This is a genomic window from Enterococcus sp. R12 (assembly GCF_058135755.1).
In genome coordinates this window covers 1,149,525-1,164,814 of the sequence record NZ_CM176874.1, presented here as the reverse complement: position 1 = coordinate 1,164,814, position 15,290 = coordinate 1,149,525, and the positions used below count along the sequence as shown (strand labels likewise).

General features: G+C 44.1%; 13 protein-coding genes. 1 reads left to right on the top strand and 12 read right to left on the bottom strand.

Going from position 1 to position 15,290, the window contains the following annotated elements; translation table 11 throughout:
- Nucleotides 1–72: 72 nt before the first annotated feature.
- Entirely contained in the window at nt 73–1,344 is a 1,272-nt protein-coding gene (ganS, locus tag ACTW1R_RS05405; protein ID WP_270290547.1) for a galactooligosaccharide ABC transporter substrate-binding protein GanS, read from the bottom strand.
- A 254-nt stretch (nt 1,345–1,598) separates the two neighbouring features.
- Between ganS and ACTW1R_RS05400 the strand changes: the two genes are divergently transcribed.
- Nucleotides 1,599–2,597, top strand: a complete 999-nt coding sequence (locus ACTW1R_RS05400; protein WP_123834121.1) for a LacI family DNA-binding transcriptional regulator — start codon at nt 1,599–1,601, stop codon at nt 2,595–2,597.
- Between the two features lie 82 nt (nt 2,598–2,679).
- Here the strand turns inward: ACTW1R_RS05400 and ACTW1R_RS05395 are convergent, their stop codons facing one another.
- From ACTW1R_RS05395 to ACTW1R_RS05345, 11 genes are all read right to left on the bottom strand, one after another.
- On the bottom strand, nt 2,680–3,201 hold the full coding sequence (locus tag ACTW1R_RS05395) for a GNAT family N-acetyltransferase (protein WP_034857670.1): 522 nt from the start codon (nt 3,199–3,201) through the stop codon (nt 2,680–2,682).
- Nucleotides 3,202–3,218: 17 nt separating this feature from the next.
- On the bottom strand, nt 3,219–3,980 hold the full coding sequence (locus ACTW1R_RS05390) for a YibE/F family protein (RefSeq protein WP_115232109.1): 762 nt from the start codon (nt 3,978–3,980) through the stop codon (nt 3,219–3,221).
- Complete coding sequence (locus ACTW1R_RS05385; protein WP_115232108.1) at nt 3,977–5,008, bottom strand: YibE/F family protein; 1,032 nt, start codon at nt 5,006–5,008, stop codon at nt 3,977–3,979. Before ACTW1R_RS05385 ends, ACTW1R_RS05390 begins: the two co-directional genes overlap by 4 nt.
- Before the next feature lie 168 nt (nt 5,009–5,176).
- Nucleotides 5,177–6,136, bottom strand: coding sequence for a D-2-hydroxyacid dehydrogenase (locus ACTW1R_RS05380; RefSeq protein ID WP_115232107.1), 960 nt, complete (start codon nt 6,134–6,136; stop codon nt 5,177–5,179).
- Nucleotides 6,133–7,464: an APC family permease gene (locus ACTW1R_RS05375; protein ID WP_010747783.1), complete on the bottom strand. Its 1,332-nt coding sequence runs from the start codon at nt 7,462–7,464 to the stop codon at nt 6,133–6,135. Before ACTW1R_RS05375 ends, ACTW1R_RS05380 begins: the two co-directional genes overlap by 4 nt.
- A 123-nt stretch (nt 7,465–7,587) precedes the next feature.
- Nucleotides 7,588–8,808 carry an MFS transporter gene (locus tag ACTW1R_RS05370; RefSeq protein WP_010747782.1) on the bottom strand — a complete coding sequence of 407 codons (1,221 nt, stop codon included), beginning with the start codon at nt 8,806–8,808 and terminating at the stop codon, nt 7,588–7,590.
- 188 nt (nt 8,809–8,996) lie between these two features.
- Nucleotides 8,997–9,596, bottom strand: coding sequence for a YczE/YyaS/YitT family protein (locus ACTW1R_RS05365; RefSeq protein ID WP_005225521.1), 600 nt, complete (start codon nt 9,594–9,596; stop codon nt 8,997–8,999).
- Between the two features lie 107 nt (nt 9,597–9,703).
- Nucleotides 9,704–11,188, bottom strand: a complete 1,485-nt coding sequence (locus ACTW1R_RS05360; RefSeq protein WP_489927490.1) for a response regulator — start codon at nt 11,186–11,188, stop codon at nt 9,704–9,706.
- Entirely contained in the window at nt 11,181–12,929 is a 1,749-nt protein-coding gene (locus ACTW1R_RS05355; RefSeq protein WP_375826234.1) for a sensor histidine kinase, read from the bottom strand. The genes ACTW1R_RS05360 and ACTW1R_RS05355 overlap by 8 nt, the downstream gene beginning before the upstream one ends.
- The gene (locus ACTW1R_RS05350) at nt 12,922–13,542 is read right to left on the bottom strand and encodes a DUF624 domain-containing protein (protein WP_115232105.1); all 621 of its coding nucleotides are present in this window, start codon (nt 13,540–13,542) and stop codon (nt 12,922–12,924) included. The genes ACTW1R_RS05355 and ACTW1R_RS05350 overlap by 8 nt, the downstream gene beginning before the upstream one ends.
- A gap of 278 nt (nt 13,543–13,820) precedes the next feature.
- Nucleotides 13,821–15,290, bottom strand: coding sequence for an ABC transporter substrate-binding protein (locus tag ACTW1R_RS05345; RefSeq protein ID WP_005225517.1), 1,470 nt, complete (start codon nt 15,288–15,290; stop codon nt 13,821–13,823).

The window sequence follows — 15,290 nt, the reverse complement described above, 5'->3', positions numbered from 1 at the left end:
ACGTTTCGTTCGGCCTTACTTGATTCCTAATGATGAATGACCATCCGAAACGTTTGTCCTTGAGACGACTTTCTAGTTTTGAATTGCCGCAATGGCTGATTTGATCTGTTCGACTGCTTGTGGTAAAGCTGTTTTCGGTTCAGCCTTTCCAGTAGCAATAGTTTGCAATGCGGCATCCATTGGTTCCCATACTGAATTCATTTCAGTGATCCCAGGCGTTAGTTCTGCGTGTTGGGACTGAGCGGCAATGGCTGCAGCACTTTCACTTTCTTGAACTGCTGGATCATCTGCCAATGAAGCAACCGCTGGTACTTCCTGTGTTTTTTCATAACGAACTTTTGAATTTTCCTCATTGCTGATAAATTTGACGAACGCTTCAGCTAATTCAGGGTTTTGGGAATAGCTACTTACGTTGTAGCTTTTGACACCGATAAAGGAGCCCATATGTTCACCATTGCCTAATAATGGCAATTCTTTCACACCATAGTCGATGCCCGCTTCTTTATAAGGAGACAAGTTCCATGGTCCCGAGACGACAGCTGCAGCTTTTCCTTCCGTAAATAAAGAGTCCAACACATTGATTCCTTGTTCACCGACCAATCCGGATGGAAAAACACCTGCATCATAAAATTGTTGGATATAGTCTGCCCCTTCGATCGCGCCTTCATTAGCTAATCCAATATCTTCAGGGTCATAGGATCCATCGACATTCTCGCCAAAAACATAACCGCCATAACCGCTCAATACACCTTGTGCGTAATAAATTTGATCCCATAATGCCAGTAACCCATAACTGTCAGCACCTAAAACAGACTTGGAATACTCCAGCCACTCATCCGTTGTCTGTGGCAAGTCTTCTTCGGAAATTAGTTCTTTGTTATAATACAAAATTTGTGTTTCAACCGCTTTTGGTAAGCCGTAGACTTTGCCGTCAACGATTTGCGATTGCATTGCTGATTCTGTATACAGCTCTTGTAGCGTTTGATCGACTGTTAATTCTTTCAACAAACCTTCGGTAACGGCTGTACCGATTTGATCGCCAGGAATCGTGATGACATCCGCACCTGTACCAGCGGGTCCATCCAATCGTAAATCTTCGATCTGTCCACCATAGGCTTTTTCGACCACTTTGATCGTCACATCGTGTTCTTCTTCAAATTGTTTGACTGCCTCTTCAATCCCAGCTGATTTTGCTTGGTCCTCCCAGACCAATAGATCATAGTCCTTATTGCTGCCACTATTTGCTGCAGTACTATCTGTCCCTTCACTTTGTGGACCGCAAGCACCTAATCCTAAAGCTGCTACACTTAAAAAAAGAACTCGAGACATTTTTTTCATCATCATTTCTCCACCTTTTCTTTATTTTGCAAACGCTATCTTCTCGTTTATAATAAATTATTTTACTTAATATGTAAATAGTTTTACTAAATTAATTTCTCCAACGGAGTAAATAAACGGATAAAATCAAGGTTTATCTCACAAATAATTTTTCAAAATACCTCCACGCTCTAAACTTTCACTATTGAGTAAATATATTTAGTAAATTCATTTACTTGGTAAAGTTGTTAGCGTATACTAGAAGAAAGAGGTGAAGAAGATTGGTTACAATAAAAAAAATTGCCGAGCAATCAGGCTTTTCACAAGCGACTGTTTCCCGATTATTGAAAGGCGACGAATCGTTGTCGATCGCAGCCGATACGCGTCAAAAAATTATTCATACCGCTTTATCACTAGGTTATGATCGCTCAAAAATAAAAACAACACTAGAAAAAATCGCCGTCCTTTTCTGGCTGACAGAACAAGAAGAGCTGCAAGATGTCTATTTTCGACAATTGCGTATCTCTTTAGAAAAATATGCGAAAATCAACAATTTGGAAATTCAACTGATCACCCATGAAGATGATGTTTTAGAAACACTGCAAGAAGTCGCCGGATTTATTGGGATTGGCTCTTTCACTGAGAAAGAAACGCAGCAGTTCAAATCCGTTTGCCCCTATGGCGTCCTTTTGGAAATCAACCCCTGTCCAGAGCTGTTCGATACGGTCAAACCTGATACTGATCGAATGACGCAACTGGCGATCGATCTATTTTTAACAAAAGGATACCGAAAGATCGGCTTTATTGGTGGTGCTTATCTAAATCCTGATACCCAACGTGCAGAAATGGATAGTCGCGAGGTCATCTTCCGTCAAACGCTGGCTCGTCGAGATGCGCTCGATGAGGCGTTCTTATTTAGTGGTGGCAATTTTTCCGTTGAAACCGGCTATCGTTTGGCGAAAAAAATGGTGGAATCCCTTGGTGATAATTTGCCAGAGGCGCTCTTTGTGGCTTCTGACACCATCGCAGTTGGTGTGCTCCAAGCGTTAAATGAACGATCCATCATCATTCCTGATCGCTTGGAATTAATCAGTATCAACGACAATGAGATCGCAAAATTTGTGGCTCCCCCTCTAACAACGTTTAACATTGATGTGGAGGAAATCGCCAAAACCGCGATCGATTTATTGGTGGATCAGATCGTTCATCCTCGAGCGATCACCAAAACAGTCCTTTTAGGTGCTGAACTCATCGAACGAAAAAGCTTTACGCAAGCATAAAAAACGCCCCTAGAAAGTTAGAAAAAGCTAACTTTCTAAGGGCGTTTCATTGTCTAAATCGAAAAAAGCATTCTTACGTTTTTCACATCTCTTTCGCCACAGCATACACAAGATGCGGCATGTCCACTTGCCGATAGTGTTTGACAAAGCGATCCACCAGCTTCATTCCATTGCGCAATGCCACATTTATGGAGGCTTGATTGGTCTCACGAATGATCGAATAAACAATGGCGGCATTCAGCGTTGCAAACGCATAGTCTTTACAAGCCTGGGCGGCTTCTGTGGCAAACCCATGATGCCAGAAGTTCTTTTGAAACAAGTACCCAATTTCTAAAACGGCTTCTCCCTTGACGTCTTGCCATGTCAACCCGCATTGACCGATCGCTTGCCCTGATGCTTTCTCAATCACTAGCCACAAGCCAATGTGATCGTTTTGATAGCGTTGCAGCTGTTTGTCGATCCAACCAGTGACTTCTTGCTCACTGAAGGGTCCTTCATAGGCAATCATAACTTCTGGATCTTGCAAAATCTTTTCAATCGCTGGTCGATCGTCATGACTCATTTCTCGCAGCACTAATCGCTTAGTTTCAATTAGTGGTTCCATGGTGGTTGCGCTCCTTCCTATTCCATTCGGTTTCTTTTCAAAAAATACCAACTCGCTGCCCATGCGGTGATGGGTAAAATAATCACCGCTGCCAGACCCGTGATCAAACAAACGACCAATTCTGAGACGAACGCCTTCGAATTGATCATTTCACCAAAGGAGATCGACAAATCTTGAAACCACGCAATCAACGCCAGATTACTTCCCATAAAGGCAAACAATAAGGTATTGATCGTTGAAGACAATACGTCTGATACCACGGTCATACTACTTTTACTTAATGCCTTGATCGAGACTTGCGGGTTTGCTTGAAAAAGTTCATAGGTCGCAGTGCTGATCGCCATACTCCCATCTGCCACCGCCCCCGAAAAACTCATCAAAATGATCGCAGTCATCAATGTCTTAAAATCGATGGCTACATCAAAGGAATACATCGCCAACTCATCCAGTTCCTCTGCCGAAAACCCATGCAGATTCATTGCAGAGAGCACAAGCGGAAATAGTAGTAGAAAAAGCCCTAGAAAGACCAACACACAGACAAAGGCAATTTTGGTTTTCTGATTGACGCCGTTCACGAAAAACAAGGTGATCGCCGCCACGGCTAAAAAGGCAACACAAGCCGCTGGTAATATCGGTGTCCCTCGGTCAATCAGGACCAGCAGCGCTAGAAAGACAGCCACATTCATAAACAGACCAGTGACTTGAAACAGCCCTTCGATCCGAAAAACAGCGAAGGTCAGCAAGAGAAAAAGCAAGCTCAACACAAACAAAACATTCATTTTGCTTTCCTCCTTTGTAGTTCAAAGCAAAGGAGCGTCAACGGTACCGATAAAACCAGCGCAAAGCCGCCGCATAATGTACGCACTATTTCTAAAGAAAGATGCATCGGCAATGCTTGCGACAGCAGCCAGCCATTTGCTAGGTAAAACAATAGCGCTGGCATACTCCCACTTAAATAAGCAAACAACAAGACATTGATCATCGAAGAAGTCGTATCTTGCGCGATGGACCGACCGATCGCTAATCGTTCCTTGCGGCTAGTCTGGGGATTGATGCGCTGGATCTCATCTAGACTGGCAATCAGCATGACAATATTGTCCATGCTGGCACCAATCGCGCCAATCAGCAGACTCCCTAGATAGACACTGCGATACGGACGGGTCAGAAACGACATTTCTTCATAGCGCAACCCATGATCTTGCAAAAGATCCATGGCGAACCGACAGAGAAAAAACGCCAAGAGGACGCTGGCTAACGAGGCAATGATTTTGCGACTGTCGATCGTACGAAAGCCATAGGAAATCCCCATCGTCAAAACCAACGAGACGATCGTAAAAACGATCATCAAAAAGACCAATGAAAAGGAGCTGTTGCCTTTGTGAAACCAAAGAAAAAGGAGCAGCAAGCCAGTATTCACAAAGATACTAAGTAAAGCCCGCAAGCCCTTTTTGCCACCAATTGCGACTACTGCCATCAAAAATAAGGCAAGGAAGAAAAAGAGATACCCATCCCGTTTTTGTGCTTGTACCCGCCAGCCATCCCCTTCTTTTTGCAAAAGCAGCTGTTGTCCGGTCTGATACATGGGATGAATCGCACCGTTGGGGGTGTATTGCGTAGTGACTGTCCGTAGTACCCCAGCTTCTTCTCCGTTACGAACGATCCCTTGGATCTGCTGCTGGTCGGCGGTGACTTGAACCGTTTGTACTTCTATGATCGGTTGTGCATAAAAGCGGCTACTTTGGGTTTGGATCAGCCAGCTAAAGACCAGCACGCTAACAAAGGCCACTAGATAATAATACTTTTTCAAGACCGTCTCCTTTCATTTTCAGCAAAAAAAGACTTAGACAAACCACCAGTCCTACGACCAATCACCTTGTGAGGCTGGATGACTGGTCGAAATGGTTACTGTGTCGGCGAGACTAACTGCTTTGCTAGTCGCCTGCTTTGTCAAAGTCCTTTTACTTGCTCGTTTTGCTTACACGACATTTTGCGGTGTACCTGCTTTAAAACCGCTTAAGTTCGCCACAGCGATCCCCATCAAACGACGCCGCGTTTCGACGGGTGCCCAAGCGATATGCGGTGTCAAATAGCAATTTGGCGCCTGTAATAAGGGATTGTCAGCTGCGATCGGTTCTTTTGAAACGACATCTGCCGCCAAGGCTGCGATCTGCCCAGTGTGCAGCGCTTCAGCAACTGCCCCTTCATCGATCAAGCCGCCACGGGCGGTATTGATCAGGATCGCAGAAGATTTCATTTGTGCCAATGCTGTGCGATCGATCATTTTTTCTGTCTCAGGAAACTGCGGAACATGAAGGCTGATGATATCTGCTTCTTGATACAATTCCGCCAGCGAAACTTGTTTTGCCCAATCCGCTTGTGCTGGTTTTGGTCGATGATTAAAGTAGATCACCTTCAACTGAAACGCATGAGCGATCGTGGCAACTGCTTGAGCAATCGCACCATATCCAATCAGCCCAATCGTTTTGCCTGCCAATTCCATCAATGGTGTCTGCCAATAAGAAAAATCTTTGCTGGTTTGCCAGTCGCCCTGATGCACGGAACGATTATGGTGTCCCACTTGATTCGTCACTTCCAGCAGCAAAGCAAAGGTCGCTTGTGCCACTGCATTGGTACTGTAGCTAGGTATATTGGTCACGGTGATTCCCTGTTCCTTCGCTGCTGCCAAATCAACGACATTGTATCCAGTTGCCAAGACCCCAATGTAGGTCAATTGCGGACATGCTTTGAGAACATCTGCGGTGATCGGTGTTTTATTTGTCAAAATTGCTTCGGCATCGCCGATTCGCTCAATAATTTCTTGTTTATCTGTATACGAGGTACGATCATACACCGTCACCTCTCCTAATTCTTCAAACCCGTGCCAAGACAAATCTCCTGGATTCAACGCATAGCCATCAAGTACAACGATCTTCATTCTTTCGCTCCTCTCGCTTTTCCTTTTGCTTTTCCATAAAAAACGGGAATTCCTAGTAACGTCACGCCAATTCCCACGACTGCTAACCACGTGTCAGTGATCAAGGTCATGATCAAGATAAAACAGCCGCCTAAGATCGCAATCAAGGGAATGATTGGATAGAAGGGAACTTTATACGGACGCTTCATCTGCGGTTCTGTTTTTCGCAAACGAAAAACCCCTACAAACAATAATACACTAAAGAACCACATAACAAAAACCAGCATATCGGTCAAGAGATCAAAGGTACCTAAAAGCATCATGATACATGCGATCCCCAACTGTAAAAAGGCCGCCGCATAAGGTGCATTGGTGGTTTTACTTAAGGTGGCAAAGGTCTTGCTGAAAGGAATCTCATCTTCCAACGCCATGGCATATGGGACCCGCAAGCCAGTCATTGTATAGCCGTTCAATGCGCCATACACAGAGATCAGGATACCGATCGTGACCAGTTTTCCGCCAAAGCTGCCAAACAAGGCCATCGCAGTTTCTGAGGCACTGTTCAAATTACCAGCGATTTGATCGATCGGCAATGTTTTTAAAAAGGCAACATTGATCAACACATACACCAAGGTAACAAAACTCAACCCAAAGATGATGGCTTTTGGTAAATCTTTTTCGGGTCGCTTCATTTCCCCAGCGACATTACCGACTCCCATCCAGCCGTCATAAGCAAAAAGGGTTGCTAAGAGGGCACTACTGATGCCAGCTGCAAGCGATCCTTGAGTATTGGAAGAAAAATCCACCAATGAGACCGATACTTGCCCTGGTGTCAACAGGCCCGCCACGATGATCACCGCAATCGGGATCAGCTTGACTGCCAACGTGACGGACTGGACTTGAGCAGCGGCTTTTGTTCCCAAAAGATTGATCAAGGTCACACTCGTTCCGGTCAAAATCGATAAAGGAAGCAAATAATTGCTGGGTAGATGAAATAAGTTCAAACACTGGGTCGCAAAAATAATACTTAAAGCCGCCACGTTCGCTGGAAAGTAAATGATACTTTGTGCCCAGCCTAATAAAAAGGAGGGTAATTTTCCATAAATTCTTTCAATATATCGAATGGGTCCGCCAGTCTCAGGAATCGCAGTCGCTAACTCCGCCACGGTCAAGCCGCCGCAAATCGTTAGAAAGCCAGCAAGCAGCCAGACCAACAAGGTCAAACCGGTGGATTGGGTCTGCTGGACCACAGCCGCTGCTTTGAAAAACACGCCGGCGCCGATCACCGTTCCCATTACTGTCGATAATGCCCCAAAAAAACTGATTTCTTTTTTCAATTGACTTTTCACAACATCACTTCCTTTTTAAATGAATAAGTCAAAGTATAGCGGATAGAAACTATCTTGACTAGAGGAATTTCAGAAAACAAAAAGCAAATACCATGAAAAGACGGCATTTGCTCCAAAAATTTTTTATTCTTTTGTGGATTCTTGAAAAACCAGCAACGGAAGCTGTCGTTTTTTGTGCATTTGTTGAACCAAATAAATTCCTGCCAGCAAGATGATCGGGAAAACGATCGCCCCTAGAATCCCAACCTGCAGCTGTTGTCCCGTCCATTCGACGATACTGCCGACGACAGCGGGTCCGATTGAACACCCTAGATCTCCTGCTAATGCCAAATAAGCAAATAGCGCCGTTCCGCCGTTGCGAATGTATTGCGCAGAAAGACTAAAGACCCCTGGCCACATGATCCCTACGGCAAAACCGCTTAAGCCGCAGCCAAGAAACCCGATCAATGGCAATGAAGCAAAGCCGATCATCATATACGCCAGTAGGCAAAGCAAAACACTCAAAAACATAAAGCGTTTCAAATCGATGCGTTCCCCAAACTTGCCGTAAAGCAAGCGGGAGATCCCCATCATCAAGGCAAAAACCATTGGCCCTGCTAAATCGCCTAGCGTCTTACTAACGCCTAAGCCCTGTTCGGCAAAGGTCGATGCCCATTGGCTGACTGCTTGTTCGCTGGCTCCAGCACAGACCATCATCACCAGAAACAGCCAAAAGCTTTTTAAGGAAAAGAGCTGCCGAGTGGTCAACCCTCGTTCTCCTTCGGCAACGATTGGCGCCAACGGGACTTTGGTAAAGAAAAACAAATTGACCAACGGGATCAGCGCCCAGATGATCGCCAAAATCGGCCACTGTTGAATACCGAACACCATGAAGAACGCCGTTGAGAACAAAACGACCCCCACGTACCCCCAGCAATAAAACGAGTGCAGCATGCTCATCGTTTTTTCCTTATGTTCCGTTGGACAGGCTTCAACGATGGGACTGACTAAGACTTCCAGCAAGCCACCGCCAATGGCATACAACAAAACCGCTGCTAACAATCCGCTAAACGGGGTCGGAAACCATAAGGGAAAAACGGCTAGACCAATCAAGCCGATCGCTGCAAAAAAATGCGCGGCTACGATCGACACTCGATAGCCGATGCGGTCTACAAAAAAGATTGCTGCAAAATCGACGGCTAACTGGGTCAAAAAGTTAAAACTAACCAGCAAAGTAATCTGGCTGATCGGTAGCTGGTATTGGCTTTGAAAGGTCAAAAATAATAAGGGGGCAAAATTATTGATGACGGCTTGAACGATGTACCCTACAAAGCAAGCCGCAATCGTCGAACGATAACTTTTCATTTTCACTTCTCCTTTACTCGTCTTATCAGTATACCAAGTCCAATAAGACAGTAACCATGGAGAAAACACTTTTTTTACCCAGAGAATCTTAAGGAAATCAGGATTTTTCTTACCTCAGATAATTCCCTTAAATGGAAGCAGCAAAAAAGCTGTCTGTAAGGACAGCTTTTTCCGACTTATTCTCAAGGCTAGGCGTTTTTCTTCCGAGCAGCGATGGTTTTCATGGTGGCTTCAAAGATTGGGCCAATAAAGACGATACACAAGAGAGTACCTAACCCAACACTGGCGCCTAGCGCAAAACCGATCAAGACCATGGCTGCATCCAAGCCGATACGGATTGTTTTTTGCGTCAATTTGCTTCGTTTGTAGATCAAGGCAGTCAAGGCTTCTAACGCCGCTGATCCTTTGTTGGAAGAAACGTAGATACCAGCGCCGATCCCAAATAAGATCGGTGCTGCGAAAATAGCGATCCAAGGATAAAAAGGCAAATGAATCGATACTTTGTCCATCACTGGTTCAAAGATCCCGATCAACAGGCCTAATCCGATCCCGTTGATAAAACTGCCAATGCCTAATTCGGCACGATCAAAGACAGCAACGATCAACAAAACAATAATATTAAAACACAAACTGGCAATCCAAAAAGGGACATCGACGAAATTCAAAATTCCTAGTAAAAACGTACTGATCGTATCATATCCTTGATGGGCGGTGATCAATAAGGAAATGGCCAACGCAATCAGCCCGGTACCTATCAAAACTTGTGCAAATTTTTTGGTTTCTTTCACAACATCACGCTCTCTTCTTTATTTTTCCTCTCTTAGTTTACCGTGAAAGCGTCACAATTACTATCATTTAATCACAAAAACCAGAATTTTTTTGAAGAAATCTAAATTCAATCAAGGGATTCGTAATGCTGTTCATAGGTATCGCGAAACTCTTTGGGAGTCAGACCATTCAATTTCTTAAACATTTTGGAAAAATAGTTGGTATTGTTGTAACCAATACGATCGCCGATCTCACTGATCGTGGCTTTCGAATGAAGCAGCAGCTGCTGGGCTTGCTTGATCCGCACCAGATTGACGTACTGATTAAAGCTCATTTCCGTTTCTTTCTTAAAGAGCTGGCCCAAATAAACGACGCTGACATGCAGTTCTTCTGCCGCTAATTTGACCGTCAAATCATGGGTATAGCCTTCTTCGATCAGTTGGATCGTCTTTTGAACGATCTCCGAATAGCGTTTTTGCGGTGGCTGCGATTTCGCCAGCTCCAGCACATCATCAAAGAGCTGCCGCAAATCTGCCAGTGTATTAGACTCACGAATCCGTGCCAAAATCTGTTCATGGTTTTCATGAGAAAGTACTGGCAGCTGCCGATAGATATCATTGAACAACAAGAACGAAACATAGCGAACATGTTCAGGGTCTGCTTGGGTTTGTTCCAAAATAGCGAACATTTTATCCAGCTCATGTTGGATCGTTTTGACATCCCCGATAGTCAGTGCTTTGTTAAAAGATAGAAACGGGAGTTCTTCGTTTCGCTCTAAAATATCCACGTGGATCGTCTGTTCTTGTAAGAACAGATCTGGGTAGAAGGCTTGCAGTGACTGAACCTGCTTGATTTTTTCATAGGCTTTATACAAATTCTCCCACTCGTTGATGGTCTCACTCATAATCAACTGCCAGTCAGTACTATTGAGCTGCTGTGCCAGTGCTTTTAGATCAGCGTTGATTTGCTGCCTTGGTCCAGCAGCAGTAATGATCACTTGGTTTTCATCTAATCGCCCTGGTAAGATCAATGGCTGATCGTGTTGCTGAAAAAACGTCGTGATTTTTTGTAAGATCTCAGCAGTCCCATTGAACTGCAAAACGGTAAAGGGTGCTGCTAGTGGCACCCGCTGTTGCGCCAGCAAATGGAGGTACTCGCTTTCGTTCAATTCATCATTCAACCAAAGCAGCAGGCTTGATTCTTGATACAGTTCTTTTTCTGCCAACAGTTTTTGCTGCTCCTCTAACTCAGCTTCAATTGATTGTACACTGCTGCGTAGTTCTTCTTTGTTAACAGGTTTGACGAGATAATTACGCACACCTAACGCCATGCCTTGTTTGACAAAGGCAAACTCCTGATAGCCTGATAGAATGATCGAGAAAAATCGATTCCCAAACGCTTGTGCTTGGCGGATCATATCGATGCCATTCATTTCTGGCATCCGAATATCCGTGATCAGCAAATCAACGGAATGCTCTTGCAAGTACTCGAGGGCTTCACTAGCACTTTTCGCTGTATGCACCACTTCAAAGCCCAGTTCTTGCCAAGGCAAGATCATTTGCAGCCCCTGCAAGATCATGTATTCATCATCAACGAACATTGCTTTATACATCTGTCTCATGCCCCCTTTGCAAACGTTTCTCATCTAACCGGATCTTGACCGTAAACCCAGCACCTGCCTGAGATGTAACGTCCATTTGATAGGCACTGTTGAACATACCCCGCAACCGTTCGTGAACATTTTTGATCCCGATCGAGGTTTGGGCTCCGATCTCCTGATTTTGCAGTTCTTCTTGGATCATCGCCAACTGCTGTGCATCTGCGCCTTTGCCGTTGTCTTTGACCTCAATCACGATCTGATCGACTTCTTTATAAGCCTTGATACTGATGGCATTATCATTGCGCTGATAATCGATGCCGTGAACAAAATAGTTTTCGACAAGCGGCTGCAGCGTGAACTTCGGCAATTCCAACTGTTCTAATGCCGAATCGATGGTTACATGATAGGCGATCTTATCTGGGTAGCGCATCTGAAACAAGTAGACATATTTTTCACAAAAATCGATTTCTTCTTTTAAGGTCTTCGTCTTTTCTTGCGTCGTATTGTTCCGTAGCAGTGCCGAAAAGGCATAGACGACATCCGCCAGCTCTTCTTGGTTGCGACTCAAGGCATACATTCGAATGTATTCTAACGTGTTATACAGAAAATGCGGATTGATCTGTGCTTGCAACGCCCGCATATCGGCGTCTCGCTGCTTGATCTCTAACGTGTAGATATCTTTGATATACTCGTTGATACTGTAAGTCATTTGATTGATGGCTTCTGCGATTTCTTTCAGCTCTTGTTGGACATTGTCGGTATCGATCCGCTTATCAAAATTCCCTTGACTGACTTCTTTCGTCGCATAAACGATCTGCTGTACTTGCGAGGTATAGCGCTTGAAGGTCCGATGGAGCACCCATAGGACTAATAAGAGAATCCCAATCCCAAAGCTAAAGATCCAAATGGCGCTAGAAAAAATATCCCGCCAGATCACACCTTTTGACAACAAGATCAGTGACAACTCTCCGCTGACGGTCGTTTGTTTTTTGATATAAAAGTCTTTCGACAGAGTGTCGTGAATAGTTCCATGAGCCACCGCCTGATCAATTTTCGCTAAGGTCTGCTTGCTAAGGTTCGCGGCATCCTTGTATAGCCGCTGCCCATTGGAGGTATACAAAAAACTGTTAATACCATGCGCTTGGTTGTCTTCTTGTCGATTGGCTAAGACATCGTCTGAGTGAAAAATCACGTAGACTTGCCCTAACGGTTGCGCATAATTACTTGGTTGGGCGATCGAACGAACAAAAAACAGACGATTTTTCAAATCGATCTGCTTGCCGCTGCGTTTTTCTCCATAAGGGGTATCTGGGGTTGCCACTAGTGTCTCATTGCTTTCATCTAGTTGAATAATGATCTCTTCGATACTAGGATGATTACGGATCAAGCGATAGAGGATGTTTGGCAAATACACACTTTGTCCCGTCTGGCGAAAAATATCATTACTATAGGAAAAATAGTCTGGCAATGAAAGCTGTAAATAATTGCGCAGCGATTCAAAAGCAGTATCCGAACTGGTAAATTCGCCTAATACCGTTGAAACGACCGCGTTTTGATCCTGCACGTATGCATCCAGCTGCATACTGGTAGCTTCCACGAGGCGTTCGCTGCTATTGAAGCGGTCTGCCCCAGTATATGCCGTCAGAACCAGCATGATAATAATCGAGATGATCACCAAAAGGACGCTATACAACTGCATCAACTGATTGATCAAAAAGTCATGTTTAAACAAACGAAAGCGCTGCTTAGTCATGTGCCAAGTCCCGATCAATGACGGTTTTTTCCTGACTGATCGCCACGTGGCACCACAAAATCAATAGACTGAAGGTTCCAAAGAGCAAGAGCCCTTTCATCATCCAAGTAAAAGCGAAAATACTGGCAATCCCCACTAACAATTTTAAAAAGGTCGCCATATGAAGAAACAGACACACGAAGGACAATTTCAGGTTATTCCACAAGGAAATCTCATAGGATGTGTCAAAAACCACACTTAGTAAGTACAGTAAGATACTCAATCCGCTGACGACAACTAAAACAAAAGAGATCATCAGCCAGATCAAGCCTTGGATCTGGGTAGCTAAATACAAGTTATACACTAAGAAACCTGTCAGTAGGAAGAAAAGATAAAACTGTTTATTGGCTTTGACAAAGACGCTGCGCCAAATGCGCCATGCGCTGCGAAAGCTTTGCTGCTCATAATTTAAACCGTCTTCGTGGATCAAGGTACTAATGGTATGAAACGCTGGACCGATCCCTAAGATTCCGCCACCTGCCAATGTCAATACGACGAAAAACAAATTCAACTTCACGATCGCCCAAATCAAGCGAAAGCCCTTGACCAACCCACTATTTGCTGTTTCTTCCATTTAAAATTCCTCCCTTATTTGTTCCCTATCGAAAATGTAGCATGATTTTAGCTTCCTACTCAAGCTACCTGAGAATCTTTTAATGCTATGTACGTTTTAGAGGCACTATGCTTGCTGCTTGAAGGTTAAAAAACAAAAGTAACGTTATTTTTCCATCAAAGATTCCGCTACTTACTTTAAAGAAAAAGCAGCCAGAAGCTAGACGTGGGAACCATTGGTCCTGATGCGTTTAGCCTCCGGCTTACTTGATCTATTGATTGGTGAGCGGCGCCTGTTGCTTATTCTTGGCTTGCACGATACTCATCAAATTGTTTTTGCATTTCATCGCGGACTTTCTCCCAGCCAGCAGTTTTTAATTCTTCGTTTAGTTTCGGAACATTTTCTTCTGGATCGATCGTTCCCGTTGCTAAACTTGCTTTGTAACGGTTCATGACATTGGCGATATTCGTGATTTCTGTTTTCACATTATCAGTCTTGAAGTTGAACCCTAAGATTGGTGATGCTTCAGCGTTAGCAATATTTTCATCACGCTCTTTGATCATATCGTCTGTGATGGATTCTTGTGTATAAAGGATCATGTTGTTCCCAGTGTTCCAAGCAGCCATGCGGGTATTTGGCAAGTAGCCATCAAGGAGACGGATTTTGTTGTCTTCGCCCTCGATTTTTTCCCATGCTTCGCCTTCAACACCCCAAACCAATCCATTCAACAATTCAGGATCGCTGTTCAACAAGCCCAACACTTCCACTGCTTTTTCTTTGTTTTTCGAAACATTCGCTACGACAAAGTTTGCCATTTGCGCTTGGCCTGTTGATTTTAATTGTTTCGTGATTGGACGTGAAACCAATTCATGACCTGCGGCATTGCTTAAGATCGTATCGCCGTAATCCATTGGTCCTTGGGTTTCTTCACGCATGAACCATGTGTTGCCTTCTAATGGGTAACCAGTCGTATTAGTGGCTGCATCAGTTGGGATCAAGCCTTCGTTGTACCATTTGTGCATCAATTTCAAGTTTTCCATTTGTTCATCATCTTCGTATTGATTGATGATCTTCGTTGTATCGCCGTCCAATTTAACAGCAAATGGGTAATCTTTCCCGATCACATAATCATAGTTTCCAGAAACATTAAAGGTTTGTCCGATCGCAAACGGTGCGATGTTTGGTTCTTCTTCTTTAAACTTCTTCAACACGTCTTCGGCATCTGCATAAGATTCGATCCCGCTAATATCCAAATCATATTTATCTAAATACTCTTTATTGAAGGTCAAGACTTGTTGGGCATAAATATTGCCGTTGACTGGAAAGGCATATAATTTTCCGTCGATCGTATTGCCTTTGATATAAGATTCGTCTAATTGATCATACGCTTCTTTGGCATATTTTGGTGCTAACTCCGTCAAATCTGCATACGCGCCTTTTTGCGCATTCGCAACATAGTTTGAGGCAAAGGAAATATCGTAGTTTTCACCCGATGAAATGATGGTACTCATTTTTTGATCCCAATCACCCCAGCCGATATACTGCAGATCGATGCGAGCGTTGGTTTTTTCTTCAATGCGTTTATTGGCGATCTCCATTAATTGATCAAAGTTTTCTGGCTTGTCCCCAACTTGATACATCAATAAAGTCGTTACGCCGTCTGCATTGTTTTCTGAGTCGGATGTTGCGCCGTTCGACCCACAGGCAGCCATTCCCAAAGTTGCCGCTGCGGCCATCCCAGCAAAAGCTGTTTTTTTCCACAAATTCAT